Raw genomic sequence first — 21,119 nt, forward strand, 5'->3', positions numbered from 1 at the left:
TAGAAATCTGATGGATAAACAACCTAAATATGGTTGTTGGGGGATGGCTATCCATCTTTTTATGGAGAAAACTATGATAACGGACAGAGAGAAAATAATCGCTATTGTGGATAATGATTGCTTTTCAAAATCTGATGCTGCAGTTTTGTTGGAAGGGGATGGCTTTTTTCGTGTAAATAAGGCTGTTGAACTATATAAAAATGGTTTGGTTTCTAAAATAGTGTTTAGCGGTAATGTGGTTGACAAAGATTATGGAAGTTATCCATTTGAGGAAATAAAACCGCTGTTATTGCAAAATGGCGTTAAGGAAATTGATCTTATTCACGAGAATAAATCAACCCAGACACGCCAGCAGGCCGTTGAAGTTATCAGTTTGGCTGAAAAAATGGGATGGAAGAAACTGGCATTGGTTGCTTCAAGTGATCACCAATATAGGGCATATTTGACATTTTTACGTGAAATAATAGACAAAAAGAGTGATATAATCTTATATAATACACCCGCAAGACAATTAAAATGGTTTCAAGATGCTGGCTGGGGAATGCGTATAGACCGTCTGGCAGGGGAGTTTGACCGAATAGAGAAATATACAGGACTGGGGCATCTGGCAACGGTTGATGAGGTAATTGAATATCAAAAAAGGAAGGAAGCTTTTACAGATGAATCATATTAGTGAACTTGATGCAAAAAGTATAATGGGAAATAATATGATTGGCCGTGAGGAAATTGCCAAACTGACTGGTATGAGTTTACGTTCAGGGGAGCTTATACCGGAGATACAATACTCAAGGGAAGAGCTGGAAAAAAAGAAAGAGGATTATATTCTTATATTGGGTGTTAGCCAATTTGAGGATGGAACCCCGGTTACCATACGTAATTTAAAGAAAAGAATGGGGATGGATCCTAATATTACAGAACCTTGCTTTTATAATCAGGATTGGTATGATAAGGAAGACTTTATTGATATTCCAATGAAGGACGGATGGTTCCTCATACGAAAAGAAGTGTATGAAAACAGCAGAGCAGTTCAGCCTGGGGAATTGATGGAAAAAATCAATTTTCCATCCGCCATTAATTGTACCTATGCGTTTTTTGTGTCTTGGTATGTTTTAGGCATAAAGCTGTGGTATCATGACTTTGTATGGTGCAGTGACACAGATCATAATGGAGATAGAATATATGTGGGCAAATATCATGATGTGGATGGTGTCAACAAGAATGGATTTAGTATCCATAGACACCTTGCATTGAGACCTTGTTATGGTTGTATTGACTAAGCAAAGTGCTTGACAATGTCAATTTCCAAAAGCCGAATACCAGCGCTGTATTGTCCACCAGGAATGCAATACCTTAAAATATGTGGCAGATAAAGACCGCAAGGAATTTGCAACTAATCTAAATAGCATTTACCACGCAGTTACCGAGGAACAGGGCCGCAAAAACCGTGATGCTGTTACCGAAAAATGTAAGTGTTAGAGTCGGTCGAAATTAGCCATTCGGGGGTGGCCATAATTATCCAATTTTAGTCGGTATAAAAATAGCCATTCCTTTTTTCATTCGTTTCCTCTAAAATGGAAAGTGACCAATCAACCCAGCTGGAAGTAGACAATGTGAATGATATAAAAGGTAATGGCTTAGTGCCAATTATAGCACAAGCTTTAGAAGTAATGGAAGCCAATATACCTTTAGATAAGGTAAATCTTGCAGAGTTTGGCAGATTAGCTGGATTATCTCGCAGCAAGCTGCGTACTTTAAAGAAGAATGGCTTCCAAAGCGGTGTCAAATCTAAATTACCATGTGTTAAGCGTAAAGGAAATCTTGATTCGTTTAAAAAGTTATTAATACTTACTTGAAGCAGGGAGTAACAAATTCAGCTGTTATTTTTCTCCGAGCTTAAGAAAGAAGGTTTCACTGGCGGTCTAACTATTGTAAAAAACTATATATCCAGCAATAAAGAACTTGTTCCTGCTAAACGGATTATTGTGGCCCCTCCAAGCAGTCGTGGTAGACGGTATAACACACGACCAGGAGAAGCATTCCCGATGGACTGGGGCTTTACCAAGGATGTTGATCCATTGGGCAAAGAATACCAAGTAGCATGTTTTGCTGTTGTTTGCCACCACTGCTGCTCAGTCTATAAAGAGTTTTTCTCCAGTGCCAAACAGGATAATATATTCATTGGCTTGGTAAGGGCATTTGACTGGCTTGGGGTTCCGAAATATATCCTTACAGACAACATAAAAAGTGTTGTTATTAAACGCGATATTGAAGGCCATCCTATCTGGAACAATGACTATGAAGCCTTTATGAACACGGTTGGCTTTTAAGACTACGCTATTTAAGCTCAGACATCCTTTTTTACTACTAACGCTATTGAAAGTCTCAATTCCAGCTACAGACACCTTAACCGCTAGCGTAGCGTTTTCCCGGATTCACAGGCCTTGATGAAGGCACTGTATCTTGCTACTTTGGAAGCCACTAAAAAATGGACTATGCCGATTCGTAATTGGGGACGTGTATAAGGCGAATTAAGTATTATGTACGAAGACCGGCTTGAATACAAGGCTATTTCTTGTTACAGCTTTATTAAAATTGAGGTCTGGTATAATGGTCCCAAGAATTTAGACCAGTACTTTATTTTTTAAGCGTGCATGATATAGTAATTAGTAATGAATGGAGGTTACTATCATGCCGAAAAGGAAATACACTGCTGAATTCAAGAGCAGAATTATCATCGCTATTTTGCAAGGCGAAAAAAATTTAATGTCATATGTTCTGAAAACAATTTAACTCCCAATATGGTTCGTAAGTGGAAACAGGACTTCTTGCAGAACGCCCATCTTGTATTTGATGCAGCACCTGAGCAAAAGATAGCTCAGAGGAAGGAGTCTGACCTGAAGAAGAAAAACGATCAAATGCTAAAAACCATTGGTCAACTGACCCTGGAACGTGATTTTCTTCAGGACTGCTTTCGCCAAGTTGGAGAACCAATCCCAGAAATCCCGGAGTTTAATTCAAAAGGATAAAGGCATTTCTATCCGCAGGCAATGTGAACTCCTGGGCATTAACCGTTCAAGCCTGTATTATGCGCCATCTGAGCCAGATCCATCGGCCAATGCTCTGGATGAGGCTATAATGGCCCGTATTGATTACTGGCATACAGCATTGCCATATTTAGGCTCCAGAAAGCTTGTCATTAAGCTAAATGAAGATGGTTATCCTGTCAAGCGAAAGATTGTAAGACGCTTAATGCAAAAGATGGGTATATATGCCATTTATCCCAAGCCTAATCTGTCGGCACGTAACTTTAAAGAAGCTATCGTCCCATATCTGCTCAGAAATTACAATGTGGCATTTCCAAATCAGGTATTGTCTATTGATATAACCTACATCCCAATGCCTCACGGGCATATGTATCTGACCGCCATAATAGACTGGTACAGCCGCAGGATTGTAGGCCACTATCTATCCGACAGTCTTGATACAGAGTCTGTCATATACGCAGTAAGGGAAGCTGTTAAGGAGTGTGGTATCCCAGCAATTATTAATTCAGATCAAGGTAGCCAGTTTACCAGTGATACCTATAAGCAATTACTAAAAGACCTTGGCATTCGTCAAAGTATGGATGGCAAGAGCCGTTGGGCTGATAACATCATGATAGAAAGGTGGTTCCGTAGTCTAAAGACTGAACAGATTTATCCCAATGAGTATGATTCGCCCAGGGAATTGCGTAAGCTGATTAACGACTATGTGGACACATATAACAGTCTTCGTCCACATGAGGCACTGAACTACAAAGTACCAGATGAGATTTTTTATAGCTGTTTTGCAGCTTAGTATTATACTGTGTTATGACACTCTTAAAATTTTAAAAAGTGGTCTTGACAGGGGGCCCATTATATGGAGCCAGTCCTCAGTTTGTTGAGTTGTCCCAAATTACAGCTAAGAAAAATGCTGGAAACGGTTTCACCCAATTCCAGCACAATTATGAAATATATAGTTTTTATTGCCATATAAGACTCTATTTACAGAGTTTTTTTCACAGGCTCTTCTGTTTACATATCACCCCCCGACTCACTTTTTTATTAATGGAACTATTTTTTGTTCAATATTATTAATACAACTATTACACATATTATTTGAGGTAAATCCGTAAAGATGCTGTTTCCTCAAATCCACCATGACCTCCGAATTCCATGCGTCAACGCCAGCTATTATTTTTTTAGCAACTGATTTGAACTTCATCTCAAGTAGTTTTTCAGCCACCTAGCGGGCTTCGCATCAGTGGCTGCCTTACTTTCTTGGGCATGGATAGCTTTAAGCATCATTGCTGCTTCACGTACTTTTCCTATTGGAACAACTGAAAAACATTGCAATAAAAGTGAATGATACACCTTTGATACTTGGGTATAGGATATACTTCCGCGATTGTTTCAAGCATTCCAAAATTCTTGTCACCAATAAAATCCTCAAATAATCATTAGTAAGTAACTAGTATATTAAATGTAATGATGAAGGATATATGTCTTGCAGGGAGGGGGGGCTTATGATAAAATTTAGCGTGTTATACAATGGATAGCTAGATTCATAAATATGTGAGGAGATATACTCATGATACCATTCAATTTACCGCCTTATACAGGCAAAGAAATAACCTATATCAAGCAAGCCATCGACAACAATAAGATTTGTGGTGATGGTTATTTTACGAAGAAATGCAGTGCGTGGCTGGAAGCAGAGACAGGCACCAGTCGGGCACTTTTAACCACATCCTGTACACATGCTACAGAAATGGCGGCATTTCTTACGGATATCGGGCCGGGAGATGAGGTAATTATGCCTTCATATACTTTCTGTTCTACAGCCGATGCGTTTGTACTTAGGGGCGGGGTCCCTGTATTCATTGATATACGCCCTGAAACAATGAATATGGATGAGCGGCTTATTGAAGAAGCTATTACGGAAAAGACAAAAGCTATTGTGCCGGTGCATTATGCTGGTGTTGCATGTCGTATGGATGAGATTAATGAGATTGCCCGTCGCCACGGCCTAACGGTTATCGAGGACGCTGCTCAGGGAGTTATGGCCAAATACAAAGGCCGCGCATTGGGAACACTTAGTGACTTTGGTTGCTATTCCTTCCATGAAACCAAAAATTACACCATGGGTGAGGGTGGTGCTTTGCTTATTCGAGATCCGGCTATGATAGAGCGGGCGGAAATCATCCGTGAGAAAGGTACAGATCGTTCCAAGTTCTTCCGGGGACAGGTGGACAAATACCGTTGGCAGGATGGTGGTTCATCGTATCTTCCAAGTGACATGAATGCTGCATATCTTTGGGCACAGTTACAGGTGGCTGAAGAAATCAACGAAGACCGTCTGCGTTCTTGGCACCAGTATTATGATGAACTGGAAGTACTTCAGGAACAGGGCAAGATTGAATTGCCGTTTGTTCCTGATAATTGCGAGCATAATGCCCACATGTTCTATATTAAATGTAAAGATTTGGAAGAACGCAGTAAGTTGATACAGTTCTTAAAGAAAAAAGATATACTGTCTGTATTCCATTATATTCCACTTCATAGTGCGCCGGCAGGATTGAAATATGCCCGATTCGCTGGTGAAGATAAATATACTACCAAGGAAAGCGAGCGTATCTTGCGTCTGCCAATGTATTATGGCCTGCGCCGTCCGGAAGTAAGCTATGTTTGTGAGCAGGTAAGGGCTTTTTATAAGTAATGATTGTATAATTAAATGATATCGAGGAGTATAATGATGGCTAGAGTGATGATTGTAGCAGGTGGCGATTGGCAGGTTCCTTTAGTAAAAAAAGCAAAAGCTATGGGGCATACTGTTTTATGCACAAATTTGTACGCTAAATCACCTGCATTTGAATTCGCAGATGATTTTGCTGTGGTAGATGTTCTGGACAAAGAGAAAAATTTAGAAATAGCAAAAAAGTGGAAGCCGGATGTCGTACTTACAGATCAAAGTGATATTGCAGTACCTACAGTAGCATATATAAGTGAAAAAATGAACTTGCCAGGAATAGGCAGTGAAAAAGCCAATCTGTTCACAAATAAGTATGAAATGAGATGTTTTGAGAAGAAACATGGTTTTCAGCCCCCAAAGTTTATGTTATGTAAAAGTTATGAGGCAGCAAAGGCATGCTTTGATCAATTGGGGGTGACTGATGCAATCATTAAACCAGTTGACTCGCAGTCTAGCCGCGGAGTTTATAGAATACGGGAAAATGAAGATTTTGGGGATAAATACGCACAAGCGGAGAAATTTTCATCTTCGGGCTGTGTTATTTTTGAAGAATACATAGATGGTGAAGAGTTCACTATTGATGGAATAATGATAAACGGGGAATATCATACGCTAGGAATATCAAGAAAAAAACATTATCTTCATAATGCTCAGATTGCCAGTGATCTTTTATTTACTTGGGATGATGAAGAATACGATTATGTTGAACTGGAAAAAATTAATAGACAGCATATTGTTGAGGCAGGACTTCCTTTTGGCCTTACTCACTCTGAGTATAAATGCTTTAATGGACAATACTATTTGATTGAAATGGCAGCAAGAGGTGGAGGAACTTTAATTTCGTCAGATATTGCACCGTTTATGTCAAGCGTAGATGGACCGGGGACTCTTTTAGATTTACTGTTAGGTAAAAAACTTAATATAAAAGAGTGTAGAGATAATAAGGCGGCATTGTTACATTTCCTTGATGTTAATCCTGGTAAAATTAAAAAAATAGAAGGATTCAAAGAAGCCAGTAATATAAGTGGCGTTCATAAAATACATCTTGATTTTAAAGAAGGTGATATATTGAACGCACCTAATGATGACCGAGGTAGAGCTGGCTTTGTAATTATATTTGCCAATAACAAGAAAGAAATACTAAAAAAGCTAAATTTGCTTAATGAGGTATTGGTGATTCAGTCAGAACCCGTGTAATGGTGTGTTTGGATGGAGTTGGTATTGTTATGATAGATGCACATACACATTTTAATTTAGAAGTAGATGACCCAACAAATGAGTATATTAAAACATTGCACGAAGCAGGTATTGATGAAGCTGTACTCATTCTTAATTCACCAGAAGAAATGGAGATATTTTGGGAAAATGAAGATAAGTTGATGGCGCAACTTAAAAGTATTCACATAGTTTTCCTTTTTGATGTCAAGCATAGGACGTTTTTTGATAAAAGTGCTAGAATGGCAGAAAAGAAAAAATTGGAATATTCAATCAAGTTACATCCTAGATTGACTAATATAACAAAAAATGATTTTGATGCTATTGCAAAATATATTGGGGAATACTCATTTAGGAATATAGTAATAGATTCATTTTTGTATGGAAGTAACCTGGAAAGTTTTTGTTACATAGATTTAGCGATATTTATGGCAAGGAAATATCCTGAACATAATGTTGTAATGGCACATTTGGGAGGAATAAAAGTACTAGAAACAATGCTTTGTACAAGAGAAGTGAAAAATATTTTTTATGATTGTGCTTTTTCAATAAATTACTTAAAAGGTACTTCTATATGGATGGATTTGAAACATTGTATAGTGCATAGTGGCAATAGAGTAATGTTTGGTAGTGATATGCCATCGTTCCATCCTAAGGAGGCTGAAAAAATTTTGAAGTATCTGCTGGATGAACAAAAATTAGATTTGTTTGAATGTTTGTTTGAGAAAAATGCAAGAGAAATATATTTTAATTAATACGGAAGGTGAACGATAATGGACGATAAGGATAGGGAAAAATTGGTGTCTGATTACAGAGAGCGATATCACGAATATGGGTATTCACCAAAAACTTTAGGATGGGATAAAGGCAAACAGGATATTCGATTTGAAGTATTAACTAGTCAGTGGGATATAAAAGGTAAGAAAATTTTAGATATTGGATGTGGCTTCGGAGATTTAAATTGTTTCCTCAAAAAGAAAGGTATCGATGATTATGAATATGTAGGTATAGATATGGTAGAGGAATTGATATTGGAAGCACGAAAAAGAAATTCTCAAAATGGTAAGGCAACCATATCATATATCTGTGGCGATTTTTTAGATATTGATATCCCCCAAAAATTTGACTATGTAATAGCGTCTGGAATTTTTAATAGAAAATTCATTGGAAATCTTGATAATTATTCATTTATTGAAAGGTGTATTGATAAATCGGTGGACATTTGTGTGGGGGGGGTGGCTTTTGATTTCCTTTCGGACAAGGTGGATTACAGATATAATCATACATTCCATAGTTCGCCGGAAAGATTAATTGGTTATGCTTATAAAAAATCAAGACGAATAATGTTGAGAAATGATTATATGCCATTTGAATTTGCGGTATTCATTTTTAAGGATGATTCTTTTGATAAGCATGATACCATGTTTTGTAGATATAAGGATTTAATTAATTATAAATGATTTTTGCAACTCCGAGACTAAAACAGTATGAGATAAATTTTAGAGTAGTTCAATATTTAAGTTGAATTATTGAATGCGATTGTGCGTGGAGGTAAAAATGATTCCGAGTATTAATAACACAGTTGAAAGTATCCCGGAGGCATTATCTATTTTTATAAATCAAATTGTTTATGATAAGGTTTCTAAAGGAGAACGAGTATATACATTTTCCTTAGGCGAAGCTTTTTTTGATATACCTAGATTTTCGGTTCCAGATGAAAAATTTAAGCTTGGATATCATTATTCTAGCAGCATGGGGCAACCTAAATTGAGGAAAAAAATATCTGATTTGTATCGAAAACACTACGGAGCATTTGTAGATGATAACACTGAGTTGCTTATAAGTGCAGGATCAAAGGTTATTATTTATATGTTGCTTCAAACTGTTCTTAATGATGGGGACGAGGTTTTGGTACATGAACCAGCATGGTTATCATATAAGGAACAGATTAAGTTATGCAGAGGTGTACATATCCCAATTCCTTATGATAAAACAGTGAATGAATGGGAAGATTTTATAACTGATAGAACAAAGGTTATTATCATTAATAATCCTAATAATCCATCTGGCTATTTGTATTCACAACATGATTTGGAAAATTTATTGGAGATGGCTCAAAAGCATGATTTATTCATATTATCAGATGAAGCATATAGTGATTTTTTGCTTCCGGATGATAAGTTTATTTCATTTTCCTCAGTTGATAAAGATAAAGAACATTGTTTAGTGGTTAACTCGCTTTCAAAGAACATGGGAATGTCTGGCTGGAGAGTTGGGTATGCTATTGCTCACCAAAATGTTATAGAACAATTAAAAAAAATGAACCAGCATTTGGTTACTTGTGCAGCTACGGTATTACAAGATTACATGGCAGACCATTTTGACGAAATATTATCATATACGATACCTCAGGCTGAGGAAATGGCTAAAAAAAGACATATGGTACTAAAGATTATAGATAAATTAGGATTAAAATATCTTCCGGGGACTGGAACCTTTTACTTAATGCTGGATGTTTCTGATTTTAAAGGTACTACAGAGGAATTGGTGTATGATTTGCTTATCAATCATAATATAGCAGTAGTTCCAGGGTTAGCTTATGGAGAATCCACTGAAGATTTTGTGAGGTTTGGTATAGGAGTAGAATCTATAGAAGATATAGAGAAATGTATTAGAGTAATAAAAGATTTTCTGTCTTTAAAAAAATATGATAATAGTAAAATCGTAATGCAAATGAAACAATATGGTATATGCTGAAATGTCATATCAGTTACATGTAAAAAAGTTTGCTGAGAGGTATGGCCTTAATGAGTTTTATGGATAAAAACAAATTATATTTTAGTTTTATAATACCTTGTTATAAAAGTGAAAAAACAGTAGGTGCTGTTTTGGATGAAATTACACAGGTAACACAACATACTGGAATAGATAATTACGAGATAGTATGTGTTGTTGACTGTTCACCAGATGATGTATATGATACGTTGATAAGCCTGGGTAAAGAGAACAAGAGAATAAAAGTAATACGTTTTGCTAAGAATTTTGGGCAGCACGCAGCAATGATAGCTGGAACACAGCATGCTTGTGGAGATATATGTGTGTTTTTGGACGATGATGGTCAGTGTCCTTTGGATAGATTGAGTGAGCTAATATCACCTTTGTATGAAGGTTATGATATTGCCATTGCTGCATATGGCAAGAAGAAGCAGAGCTTGTTCAAAAATGCGGGGAGCCTTTTTAATGAGGTTATGGCCAATCTCCTCATAGATAAGCCAAAGGAAATACAGATGGGGAATTTTATGGCTATCAAGAGTTTTGTGGCCAAGGAAATCTCTCGCTATAGTGGGCCTTATCCATATATTTCTGGTCTGCTCTTTAGAACTTCTGCAAAAGTTGTAAATGTTCCTATGGAAGATCGAGAACGTATGCTTGGTGGTACTACTTATACATTTAAAAAATTGGTTTTGTTATGGCTGAGTAGTTTTACCGCCTTTTCTATTAAACCTTTAAGAATGGCAACTTTAATTGGCATGAGTGCATCAAGTATAGGTATAATCATGGCTGTAGTTACTGTGGTGCGAAAAATATTGAATCCGCAAATTGCTATGGGGTGGAGTTCTATTATTGCTATTATGCTGATAATAGGTGGATTAATCCTTTTTGTTTTGGGGATTATAGGAGAGTACCTAGGGCGAATATATATGTCAATTAATCAAACACCACAGTATGTGATTGCCGATAAATTTAATTTTGATGACAGTCAAGAAATTTGAACTGAGTAATTACTATAAAAATGATTGCTGAAAGAAGGGCTAGGAGTTTGAAATATTATATTTTATTACATATAATGCTGCTTATATATTCCACTTCTGGCATTTTCAGTAAATTGGCCGCAGGAGATTTTCTGGGGAGTAGTGCTTTTTTTGCATGCTATGCGGGGATGTTGGCGGTGCTTTTTGTCTATGCCATTGGTTGGCAGCAGGTAATCAAGCATATGCCTTTGTCTGTGGCTTTTGCTAATCGTCCAGTGACCATTGTTTGGGGGATGCTGTGGGGGTATGTTGTGTTTGGAGAGCAGATTACCACTATGAATATTATTGGTGCATTTATTATTGTACTAGGCATAGAGGTTTATTTGCGTGGGGATAAGGTGTCTGGCCATGAGTGATATGTTGTTACATGGCGCAGTAATGCTGGCAGGAGTGTTTCTGGCTTCTTTTTCCCAGGTTATGCTGAAAAAATCAGCGGGCAAAGCTCATGCATCTATGGTGAGAGAGTATGTAAATCCATTGGTTATTGGAGCCTATGGAATATTCCTTTTAACAACCCTAATGTCCATATATGCCCTGCAGGTTATTCCTTTGTATGTTGCGGCGGTTTTGGAGTCTTCCAATTACCTTTTTGTGACGTTCTTTGGATGGTATTATTTCGGGGAAAAATTAAATCGATACAAATTGGTTGGTTTAGGAATTATTATGCTGGGGATATTGATATTCTTTGGCGGTTAGGAGGAATTTAGACGGTGAATATAGCAGGGCGGATGTACAGCTATGATTTCTTGAAAATCGTGGCTACTTTTGGTATAATGTGCCACCATTACCAACAGTCATTTGCGGTGCATTTTCCGTATTTTATTGATTTTTATGGTGGAAGAATATATTTCGGATTTTTGGTGGAATTGTTCTTTTTGTTGTCAGGGTGGGGAATAGCCTGTAAGCTGGATATTACGCCAATTGGCGATTCAATTAAAGCACACGCTAAATTTTTACTTGGTCGGTATCGACGGTTGATTCCGATTGTTTTGGTGGCTTCTTTGTGCGAGTTTTTCCTTTACCGTTTTTATTATGATTTATATGGGGAGTATTTGGGTTGGAAGACAATTTACAGCTGGTATGATATTGCACTAAATGTTGCTGGTCTGGCCGTCGGAAGCTTTTATAATTTTTTTTACTTGTGCATTGATAGTCCTCTGTGGTATGTCAATGTTCTTATTATGTGTTATTGGATATTAGCTGTTGAGTTGTATCTTTGCCGCAGATTTGGTTGGAATAAAATGTGGCTATTTTTATTAACCTTTTTGGCCGGAGCGGTGTTTTTGACTTTGGTTAAACAAAATTCCCCCCCATATATGCCATTTTTTAATGCTTCTATAGCTAGAGGTTATATGGGTTTCTTTGGCGGAATGATGTTGTATAATTACATGAAGAAACATACTTTTAATCCCAGGTATTTCAGATATATGCCCATAGTATTTCTTCTAGGTGTGAGGTTCATCGGTTCAGGTACGGGACTCTTTGGTAGAGTATCTTATTTGTTCCTAGATTGCATTTTTTGGCCAACGGTAATCATCTATTTCAGCCGTCAGGAGCTAAATACGTATTTCAATAAGAAGTATGTGAGTTTGTTGGTGAAGGCTACTTTTGCCATGTATGCTATGCATGCACCGTTTATGGATGCTATAAAATTTGCTGAGAGATATTGGGGCTTTTATTTTGAAAAGGGTAGTCTTGTTACGATGGGGTTATATTTAGTATGTATGGTATTTGTCGGATTGACGACTTGGTATGTGGTAGAGCGTAGACTTTTTTGGATAAGGTGATTTTAATTATGTTGCGGAAATATTGGAGCATTTCGCTTGTGGCGTTATTTTTCTTGGTAACATTGCTTTATCTACTGGCAGTGGGAGATAGGGCATATATTCAGGTGCATGATAATCTAGATTCAAATATTGCCTGGCTGAAGATGCTGAAAGATAATGACTTGTTTTGGTCTTTTAATACTGCAGTACCATTCTTGGGCGGATTAAATCGAGACTATTTATATTCTGATTTGAAGGTTTACAGTTGGCTATATATGCTTTTTCCAACATTCACAGCATTTGTATTTGGTTGGTATTTGCGTATACTTGTTGCGATTATCGGGTTTGGTCTTTTGGGGCATGAGATATATGATGATTGGAAAAATCTAAACTATTTTGTTGCCTGCGGCTTATTGTACGGAATTTTGCCTGTGTTTCCGACATGTGGACTTAGCTTTGCTTCACTGCCGTTATTTTTCTATGTATTGCTGAAACTATACAAACAGTATAGTTTCAAGTATCTGATATTCTTCTTTTTTTATTCCCTCGTATCAGATTTTACCGCATTTGGTATATTCATGTGCATGGGATTATGTGGAATTTTCTTATTGGATTCTTTTAGACATAAAACAATTGAATGGCGCTTTATAGCAGCGTGTATAATGCTATCGTCGAGTTTTATACTTACAGAATGGCGCCTATTTAATGTGATGCTTTTTTCGCATACAGAATCTATACGTAGTACATTCCTTGTTGAATATAAAGATGCATTAGGGGCTATCAAGGAAATACTACAAGTTTTTTGGTCTGGTCAGTATCATAGCGGTTCTTCTCATACATTGGTGGTCCTGCCAGTAGTGCTCTTTGGCTGGTATTGTTTCCATAGATACAAGGCTAATGGTGATGCTCTTGTCGGTGAGAAGCTTTTGAAATGGGCTATAGTGGCACAGGTAATATGCTGTGTGATGTATGGTGTTGACCACATGGAGTGGTTTCAGGAGGCTGTGGGACTGATTATTCCACCCCTTAAAGGTTTCCAATGGGGACGAACTTTATGGTTTGCGCCATTCTTATGGTATTTTGCCTTTATGCTGGTAATCTGCGAGACTAAATGGAAAGATAAATATAAGAAATTACTTGTGATAGTGGCTATGTTTTATATTTGCGTTTACCCTAGTATGTACAATGATATTTTTACCAACGGCAAAAATCAGCTAAATCATGTTACGGGAAGACAAGTTAATGAGTTGAATTATAGTGAGTTTTACGCAGAAGACCTGTTTGATGAGATAAAGCAGCAGATTGGCTATAATGGAGAATGGTCGGTAGCCTATGGATTTCATCCAGCAGTGCTTGAATATAACGGGATTGCCACATTGGATGGGTATTTGTCTTTTTATGGAAAAGCTTATAAAAATGAATTCCGCCAACTGATTGCACCTGAGTTGAATATTAACGAGGAAAAGCGTAAATATTTCGATAACTGGGGAGGTAGGGCCTATGTTTTTTCCGATGATTTGGGATATTCTCCAGTTAAGATTCTCCCTGTAATAGAATCAAATCTGAATATTGATCAGGATGTATTCCACAAAATGGGAGGAAAATATATTTTTTCTAGAGTAAAAATCAGTAATGCGAGAGAACTTGGTCTTACAGAAGTGAATGAGTTTAGTGATGGCAATTTTGCGTACACAATTTTCGTTTATGAATAAATGCTATCGCATGACAATTTTTGTGTGTCATGCGATTATTTTTCGGAGGGGATTTTCCTGCGATTGCCATTTTGGGAGATTAAGCGTATAATTACAGTGATTTTTACGAATATGACTACTGGCAGACAGGCAAGGGGCACCATTTCTCATAGATAACTGGCAAGCAGCAGAAACTGAATGAATATTTGAATGTGAAGATTTCGGATTGATATACATTGGTATATATTAACGGGACTTCAGGTATCAAGATAAAAAACTAAAGGATAGATTATGAAAACAATTATTATGGCAGGTGGTCGTGGAACACGGATATCTGAGCTATTCCCAGATATTCCCAAGCCGCTGATTAAAATTGCAAACAAACCTATTATGGAATGGGAGATTGAAAGCCTAGTTAAACAGGGCTTTTCAGATATTGTTATTACGGTGTCGTATCTTCACGAAAAAATAGAAGAATACTTTGGCACTGGTGAACGCTGGGGAGCACAAATAGAATATTTTGTCGAGAATAATCCATTAGGCAATGCTGGAGCACTGTTCAAATTTAGAGAAAAGCTGGGTAAGGAGCCTTTTTTATTGTTAAATGCAGATGCCATGTTTGATGTGGATTTTAATCGTATGATAAAATTTCACCGGGAGCACGGAGGCCTTATTACATTATTTACCCATCCGAACTCTCATCCGTATGATTCTGGTCTTATCATTGCGGATAACAGCAATTCAGTGGTATCATGGCTCACAAAAGAAGATATTAGGCCAGAGTATTACAAAAATAGGGTAAATGCCGGGCTCCACGTAATAAATCCAAGTGCTCTTGATATGCTGAATATTGACATTGAGAAGATTGGTACAGTAGATGAAAAAACTGGCAAGACAATAAAAGTTGATCTTGACAGGCAGGTATTAAAACCACTGTGTGGTACTGGCAAGGTATTCTGTTATGATTCACCGGAATACGTGAAAGATATGGGGACTCCGGACCGTTTCGAAGCCGTATGCAAAGATTTTGAAAATGGCGTAGTCGCAGCTAAAAATTTAGCTAATAAACAGAAGGCTGTGTTCCTGGACAGAGATGGTACGGTTAATATTTACAAAGGCTTCTTGCGCCACGTTGAGGACTTTGAATTAATCCCTGGTATTGCAGAGGCAATCAAAAAAATTAATGCCTCCGGTTACTTATGTATAGTAGTTACAAATCAGCCTGTTATCGCTCGTGGTGATGTTACTGTTGATGAACTTGATACCATTCATAAGAAGCTGGAAACAGAACTTGGTCTGAAGGGTGCCTATATTGATGGGCTGTATTATTGTCCCCATCATCCCCATAAGGGTTATGAAGGTGAAGTACCTGAATTAAAGATAGAGTGTGAGTGCAGAAAGCCCAAGCCAGGTATGTTATTAAAAGCCGCTGAAGACTTTAATATCGATTTAAGCAAGTCGTATATGGTCGGTGATAGTGAGAATGACATTAAGGCTGGTATGGCTGCAGAATGTAAGAGTATTTTGGTTAATGGTGTAGGCAGTGATTATCATGATGGTGACTACGGACAGATTGATACGGTGGAATCTGTATTGGAGTTTGTTGAAAGGTATATAAGATATTGACAATAGTGCAACCTCCTGTATATACGTCCATTCACTGCTGAACACGCCATTGTATTCGGGCTTCAACGGGCAAATTTGGCTGTATCTGGAACGCCTATTGGTGTGTTGGATTTGATGATAGCATCTCAGGGAGTAGCGTCAAATCTTACTGTTGTCACACATAATACCCGTGAATTTGATCGGGTAAAAGGCTTGAGATTGGAAGATTGGTGCTAATATTAGTGTCGGCGTAATTTAACCACCTACGGGTCGGTCGTCTTAGCCATTTCAGAGTCAGTATAAAATGACCAATACAACAGTCAGCTTTATTGACCAATAACCCAGCTTAGGCTGTTAGTTAGCCTTATCTAAACACTATTTCGTCGTAACACTAAGCTTTGACCTAGTGACACTTTCCGTAGCCAAACAGCTACAGTAAAGCATAGCAGTCTGACGACAGGGAGGCGTGTCAGTAACAGTGGTGGGATTGATTTATGAATAAATATGTGCAACAAGTGAAAGAAATTGTTTTAGATTGTATGAGTAATGAGCCGGTTCATGTGTATTTGTTTGGTTCATGGGCGAGACGTACAGATTTTTTCTGATGAAGACACAGTGTTTGCATTAGAAATGGTTGACGCACAAAATCTGACTGCTCACACTTATGATGAGAAAATGGCCGCAAATTTGGTTGAAAAGATACCAGCTTATGAAAAATTCATGCAAGCTTGGTATAAGCAAATAACAGAATAATATATTCTGAAATAGCATTAGGTGTTAAGGAAGTTAAAGGTAAGCGTCAAAAGTAATTGCCTATGGAATCAGGATTTTTGTATATATAATAATACCCTTTAAAAGTCTTTATGGCGTTGCTTTGAAAGATTATTACAGAAAATACACCGTTAACTTGAAATAACGGTGTATTTTTGTTATTCTTGTGTAAAAGGAGCTGGTAGGGTATGAATATTACACTGCAGACAGATTTGTATTTTCGTGAAAAATATCTTAAGAAGATCAGAGACTTTTACCACGATACGGAGCTTATTAAAGTTATAACAGGGGTAAGAAGGTGCGGAAAAAGTTCCCTTATACAGATGATCATTAAGGAATTACTGTCTGACGGAATTAGCGAGGACAATATTATTTTTTTCAATCTTGATAAACGCCCATACTTTGATATTACCACCGCTGTGGAACTAAACGATCTGATTAAAGAAAATGCCAATGCTGATGGTAAAAAATACCTTTTTATTGATGAGATTCAAAACATAAATAATTTTGAAACTGTCATTAATGCCTGGCGGGAAGAAGGAGATTTTTCCATTTTCATTACTGGCTCCAATTCCTATCTGTTAAGCGGTGAACTATCCACCAAATTGACTGGCCGTTACATAGAAATTGATATGTATCCCTTGACTTTAGAGGAGTACCTTGGTATGAAAGAGTTCTTGCAGATCCCCCTTGCGGATGCTCTACAGGAATTAACAAATTTTGTTTACGATGGGGGATTCCCTTATTCCTTAAAATTAAGAACACTCCCTGCCAGGCGGGAATATGTTGAAAATCTCATTGAGGAAATATATCAGAAGGATATTCATTCCAGACTACGTATCCGAAATAAAGTAGCTTTTGAGGCTGTTATGAATTATTTTATTTCTAATTTTGGTGTTTCTACTAATATAACTAATATTGTAGGCGATTTGAACAAGCGAGGAATTAAGCTTAAAATTGAAACTGCCAATAAATATGTGGAAGCACTGGAAAATGCCAAAATTCTCATAAGATGTGATCGCTTTGATATGAAATCACGAAGAGCTCTCATGGGGGATAAAAAGTATTATTTGGCTGATTTGTCTTTTTATTTTGCTATGAATACAGATAAGCGAATCAACTATGGTCCGGTGCTGGAAAATATAGTTCATAATTATGCCCTGACACGCGGCTACAAGGTCAGCATTGGGCGTTTTGGCAAGTTTGAGTGTGATTTTGTCTTGAGAAATAAGGATATGGATTATGCGTACATACAGGTTGCCCATACTATTATGGATAGTGAGGATACTGAAAATCGTGAATACAGGCCTCTTGAGATGATAAAACACGACAATTACCCACGTTATGTATTGACCACAGATAAATTACTGCAAAAACGTAATGGTATCATCCATGCCAACATTATGGATTTTATGAAAGCAGAAAAGGATTTTTAAATGTCAACAGTTACCACAACCAGAATTCAATACACTCCCTCACCCTTTGCCCGGGCATCATTGCTGCACTTGGCAGAGGTGGGATATCTGACTGCCTTGGAGCCCCATACGTCTAAACGGGCTAATTTAGGTGGTCTTTTGCTGTTGGTGGTGGAAAATGGCTCTGGGGAAGTTACCACTGCTGGGAAAAGGTATCGTCTAACAAAAGGTGATGTGGCCTTTATTGATTGCTCCCAGCCCTATTCTCACAGTACCGGGGAGGATTTGTGGACCGTTCATTGGGCTCATTTTGACGGACCGGCTGCATTGTCTATTTACAGCAAATTTCTGGCTAGAGCGGGAAGACCGGCTTTCAATGCCACGGATATTACTTCATATCTTAAGTTATTTAGTGAGCTTTTTAAGACTGCTTCGGGCGCCTCCTACGTACGGGATATGAGCATCAACACCATATTGTCCTCACTTTTGGAAAAGGTGATGGGGGACTGCTGGGGCGGTGAAAAGGCGGAGCCAAGGGATAATGTGGAGGCCATACGGTTGTACATGGACAGCCATTATATGGAAGATATTACCTTGGAAAAATTATCCAAGGAATTCTTTTTGGAGAAGACCTATTTGGGCCATATTTTTTCAAAAGTAACGGGAATTTCCCCTATAAAGTATCTGTCCAATGTTCGCATAAGAAAAACCAAGGAACTGCTCAGATTTACGGGGGATACTCTGGTGGAAATCGCTGGCAAGGTGGGCTTTTCCTCGGAACAATATTTATCAAGAGTGTTCAAGTCTGTAGAGGGGATTTCCCCAAGAGAATACCGTAAACGCTGGAAATAAGTGTCTTTATGGGATGCGTTAACCTAAAACGATAAACACAAGATTGTACAAGTTTCACTCAAGAAAATGGATGGCAAGAATAAACTAAATATGAAAGAATAGTGCAAGAGCCTGTGGGGTGATTGCGTGTGTTTAATCTCTCTGCTGAGGCGGGGAGATTATTTTTATAATTTGGAGGTTTTTTTATGAAAAAAGCATTGATTACCGGCGTTACTGGTCAGGATGGTTCCTATTTGGCAGAGTTTTTATTGGAGAAGGGCTATGATGTTCATGGCATTATTCGCCGTTCTTCCGTGGATTATCGTGAGCGTATTGCCCATTTGGAGGGAAAGCCTAATTTCCATCTTCATTACGGCGATATGGGGGATTCCATGGGGCTTATGGCTGTTATCAGCACCGTTCGTCCAGATGAGATATACAATTTGGCGGCCCAAAGCCATGTACAGGTTTCCTTTGATGCACCAGAGTTTACCGCCGATGTTGATGCTACCGGCGTTCTTAGAATTTTGGAGGCAGTTCGTCTCTGCGGTCTGAAGGATACCTGCCGTATTTATCAGGCCTCTACATCTGAGCTTTACGGCAAGGTGGAGGAGGTGCCTCAGAACGAGAATACCCCATTCCATCCATACTCCCCGTATGCGGTGGCCAAGCAGTACGGCTTCTGGATTACCAAGGAATATCGTGAGGCATATAATATGTTTTGCTGCTCCGGTATTCTCTTTAATCACGAGTCCGAGCGCCGTGGTGAGACCTTTGTTACCAGAAAAATTACCTTGGCAGCAGCTCACATTGCCCAGGGCAAGCAGGAAAAGCTCTATCTTGGCAATCTGGACAGCCTTCGTGATTGGGGCTATGCCAAGGACTACGTTGAGTGCATGTGGTTGATTTTACAGCATGATAAGCCAGATGATTTCGTTATTGCCACCGGTGTGCAGCATTCTGTTCGCGAATTCTGTCAGCTGGCCTTCCATCATGCGGGAATTGAGCTGGAATTCACTGGTGAAGGCATGGAGGAAAAGGGTATCGATAAGGCCACTGGCAAGGTGGTAGTTGAGGTAAGTCCTGATTTCTACCGTCCAACTGACGTGGTAAATCTTTGGGGTGATCCAACCAAGGCCAAGAATGAGCTGGGCTGGAATCCTACCAAGACCACCTTTGAGGAGCTGGTACGACTCATGGTTCAGCACGATATGGAAAAGGTGGCTACTGACCGTCTTAAAGAGCATGTAAATTTGGCAGAGTTTTTGGAAAAGGGTGTCGTAAAATGATGGAAAAGAATGCCAAGATATATGTAGCTGGTCATAGGGGCATGGTGGGCTCAGCCATTGTACGGGAATTGGAACGTCAGGGCTACACCAATATTATTACCAGAACCCATAAGGAGCTGGATCTTTGTCGTCAGGACCAGGTGGAGAAGTTTTTCGCAGAAGAGAAGCCAGAATATGTATTTTTGGCCGCTGCCAAGGTGGGGGGCATTGTAGCCAACTCCGAGGCTCTGGCGGACTTTATGTATGACAACATGATTTTGGAGATGAATGTTATTAATTCCGCCTGGAAAAATGGCTGCAAGAAGCTGGAATTTCTTGGTTCATCCTGCATTTATCCCCGCATGGCCCCTCAGCCAATGCCGGAGAGCTGCCTGTTGACCTCTGAGCTGGAAAAAACCAACGAGGCCTATGCCTTGGCCAAGATTTCCGGTCTGAAATATTGTGAGTTTTTGAACAAACAGTATGGAACTGACTATATTTCCGTAATGCCAACTAATTTATATGGACCAAATGACAACTATCACCCGGAGCACAGCCATGTATTGCCAGCTCTTATTCGCCGGTTCCACGAGGCCAAGGAGAGCGGGGCCAAGAGTGTTACCTGTTGGGGGGATGGTTCTCCATTAAGAGAGTTCTTATATGTGGATGATTTGGCCAATCTCTGTGTTTTTTTAATGAACAATTACAGCGGCAATGAAACTGTAAATGCTGGCACCGGCAAGGAGCTTACCATTAAGGAGCTCACTAAGTTGGTTGCCAAGGTGGTGGGCTATGAGGGAGAAATCCTTTGGGATACCTCCCGTCCAAACGGTACACCGAGAAAGCTGTTGGATGTGTCCAAGGCCAAAAAGCTGGGCTGGACCTACAAGACGGAGCTGGAGGACGGTATTCGTCTGTCTTATAAGGATTTTCTTGAAAATCCTATGCGGGCAGAGCGTTGATGAAATGGTCT

General features: G+C 38.6%; 23 protein-coding genes and 1 pseudogene. 23 read left to right on the forward strand and 1 reads right to left on the reverse strand.

Annotated elements, in window-relative coordinates; all coding sequences use genetic code 11:
• Positions 1-10: 10 nt before the first annotated feature.
• The 7 genes and pseudogenes from T525_RS0102885 to T525_RS0102910 all read left to right on the forward strand — a co-directional run bounded on the left by T525_RS0102885 (position 11) and on the right by T525_RS0102910 (position 3,837).
• Complete coding sequence (locus T525_RS0102885; RefSeq protein ID WP_198022592.1) at positions 11-673, forward strand: YdcF family protein; 663 nt, start codon at positions 11-13, stop codon at positions 671-673.
• A complete protein-coding gene (locus T525_RS0102890) occupies positions 660-1,277 on the forward strand; it encodes a hypothetical protein (protein WP_027405959.1) in 618 nt (205 codons plus the stop codon). Before T525_RS0102885 ends, T525_RS0102890 begins: the two co-directional genes overlap by 14 nt.
• Before the next feature lie 22 nt (positions 1,278-1,299).
• Positions 1,300-1,464, forward strand: a pseudogene (locus T525_RS16180) (transposase); the annotation flags it as partial.
• A gap of 146 nt (positions 1,465-1,610) precedes the next feature.
• The gene (locus tag T525_RS15445) at positions 1,611-1,853 is read left to right on the forward strand and encodes a hypothetical protein (RefSeq protein ID WP_027405960.1); all 243 of its coding nucleotides are present in this window, start codon (positions 1,611-1,613) and stop codon (positions 1,851-1,853) included.
• 189 nt (positions 1,854-2,042) lie between these two features.
• Entirely contained in the window at positions 2,043-2,327 is a 285-nt protein-coding gene (locus tag T525_RS15450; RefSeq protein ID WP_027405961.1) for a transposase, read from the forward strand.
• 498 nt (positions 2,328-2,825) lie between these two features.
• The gene (locus tag T525_RS16505) at positions 2,826-3,026 is read left to right on the forward strand and encodes a hypothetical protein (RefSeq protein WP_198022600.1); all 201 of its coding nucleotides are present in this window, start codon (positions 2,826-2,828) and stop codon (positions 3,024-3,026) included.
• Positions 2,950-3,837 (forward strand): IS3 family transposase, encoded by an 888-nt coding sequence (locus tag T525_RS0102910; RefSeq protein WP_156945520.1) that lies wholly within the window; start codon positions 2,950-2,952, stop codon positions 3,835-3,837. Before T525_RS16505 ends, T525_RS0102910 begins: the two co-directional genes overlap by 77 nt.
• A gap of 511 nt (positions 3,838-4,348) precedes the next feature.
• Here T525_RS0102910 and T525_RS16765 read toward each other — a convergent pair.
• Complete coding sequence (locus tag T525_RS16765; RefSeq protein WP_369751932.1) at positions 4,349-4,462, reverse strand: transposase; 114 nt, start codon at positions 4,460-4,462, stop codon at positions 4,349-4,351.
• 149 nt (positions 4,463-4,611) lie between these two features.
• On the opposite strand from T525_RS16765, the gene rffA reads away from it, so the two are divergent.
• From rffA to T525_RS0102995, 16 genes are all read left to right on the forward strand, one after another.
• Positions 4,612-5,739: a dTDP-4-amino-4,6-dideoxygalactose transaminase gene (rffA, locus tag T525_RS0102920; protein WP_027405963.1), complete on the forward strand. Its 1,128-nt coding sequence runs from the start codon at positions 4,612-4,614 to the stop codon at positions 5,737-5,739.
• Between the two features lie 33 nt (positions 5,740-5,772).
• A complete protein-coding gene (locus tag T525_RS0102925; protein ID WP_198022593.1) occupies positions 5,773-6,969 on the forward strand; it encodes an ATP-grasp domain-containing protein in 1,197 nt (398 codons plus the stop codon).
• Positions 6,970-6,998: 29 nt separating this feature from the next.
• A complete protein-coding gene (locus T525_RS0102930; protein ID WP_198022594.1) occupies positions 6,999-7,742 on the forward strand; it encodes an amidohydrolase family protein in 744 nt (247 codons plus the stop codon).
• A gap of 18 nt (positions 7,743-7,760) precedes the next feature.
• Entirely contained in the window at positions 7,761-8,447 is a 687-nt protein-coding gene (locus tag T525_RS15455) for a methyltransferase domain-containing protein (protein ID WP_051533362.1), read from the forward strand.
• Positions 8,448-8,544: 97 nt separating this feature from the next.
• On the forward strand, positions 8,545-9,744 hold the full coding sequence (locus T525_RS0102940; protein ID WP_027405966.1) for a pyridoxal phosphate-dependent aminotransferase: 1,200 nt from the start codon (positions 8,545-8,547) through the stop codon (positions 9,742-9,744).
• A 50-nt stretch (positions 9,745-9,794) separates the two neighbouring features.
• A complete protein-coding gene (locus T525_RS0102945; RefSeq protein ID WP_027405967.1) occupies positions 9,795-10,760 on the forward strand; it encodes a glycosyltransferase in 966 nt (321 codons plus the stop codon).
• 47 nt (positions 10,761-10,807) lie between these two features.
• Positions 10,808-11,155, forward strand: a complete 348-nt coding sequence (locus tag T525_RS0102950; protein WP_027405968.1) for a hypothetical protein — start codon at positions 10,808-10,810, stop codon at positions 11,153-11,155.
• Entirely contained in the window at positions 11,148-11,495 is a 348-nt protein-coding gene (locus tag T525_RS0102955) for an EamA family transporter (protein ID WP_027405969.1), read from the forward strand. Before T525_RS0102950 ends, T525_RS0102955 begins: the two co-directional genes overlap by 8 nt.
• 14 nt (positions 11,496-11,509) lie before the next feature.
• Positions 11,510-12,586, forward strand: a complete 1,077-nt coding sequence (locus tag T525_RS0102960) for an acyltransferase (protein WP_027405970.1) — start codon at positions 11,510-11,512, stop codon at positions 12,584-12,586.
• Positions 12,587-12,594: 8 nt separating this feature from the next.
• Positions 12,595-14,277 (forward strand): DUF6044 family protein, encoded by a 1,683-nt coding sequence (locus T525_RS0102965; protein ID WP_027405971.1) that lies wholly within the window; start codon positions 12,595-12,597, stop codon positions 14,275-14,277.
• A 270-nt stretch (positions 14,278-14,547) separates the two neighbouring features.
• Positions 14,548-15,882, forward strand: coding sequence for a D-glycero-beta-D-manno-heptose 1,7-bisphosphate 7-phosphatase (gene gmhB / locus T525_RS0102970; RefSeq protein WP_027405972.1), 1,335 nt, complete (start codon positions 14,548-14,550; stop codon positions 15,880-15,882).
• Positions 15,883-16,407: 525 nt separating this feature from the next.
• Complete coding sequence (locus tag T525_RS0102975; RefSeq protein WP_084276844.1) at positions 16,408-16,614, forward strand: nucleotidyltransferase substrate binding protein; 207 nt, start codon at positions 16,408-16,410, stop codon at positions 16,612-16,614.
• A gap of 206 nt (positions 16,615-16,820) precedes the next feature.
• Positions 16,821-18,068: an ATP-binding protein gene (locus tag T525_RS0102980; protein ID WP_027405974.1), complete on the forward strand. Its 1,248-nt coding sequence runs from the start codon at positions 16,821-16,823 to the stop codon at positions 18,066-18,068.
• On the forward strand, positions 18,069-18,899 hold the full coding sequence (locus T525_RS0102985) for an AraC family transcriptional regulator (RefSeq protein WP_027405975.1): 831 nt from the start codon (positions 18,069-18,071) through the stop codon (positions 18,897-18,899).
• Positions 18,900-19,084: 185 nt separating this feature from the next.
• A complete protein-coding gene (gene gmd / locus T525_RS14020; protein ID WP_037324941.1) occupies positions 19,085-20,167 on the forward strand; it encodes a GDP-mannose 4,6-dehydratase in 1,083 nt (360 codons plus the stop codon).
• Entirely contained in the window at positions 20,164-21,108 is a 945-nt protein-coding gene (locus tag T525_RS0102995; protein WP_027405976.1) for a GDP-L-fucose synthase, read from the forward strand. The genes gmd and T525_RS0102995 overlap by 4 nt, the downstream gene beginning before the upstream one ends.
• Positions 21,109-21,119 lie beyond the last annotated feature (11 nt).

Source organism: Anaerovibrio sp. RM50, from assembly GCF_000622005.1.
GTDB lineage: Bacteria > Bacillota > Negativicutes > Selenomonadales > Selenomonadaceae > Anaerovibrio.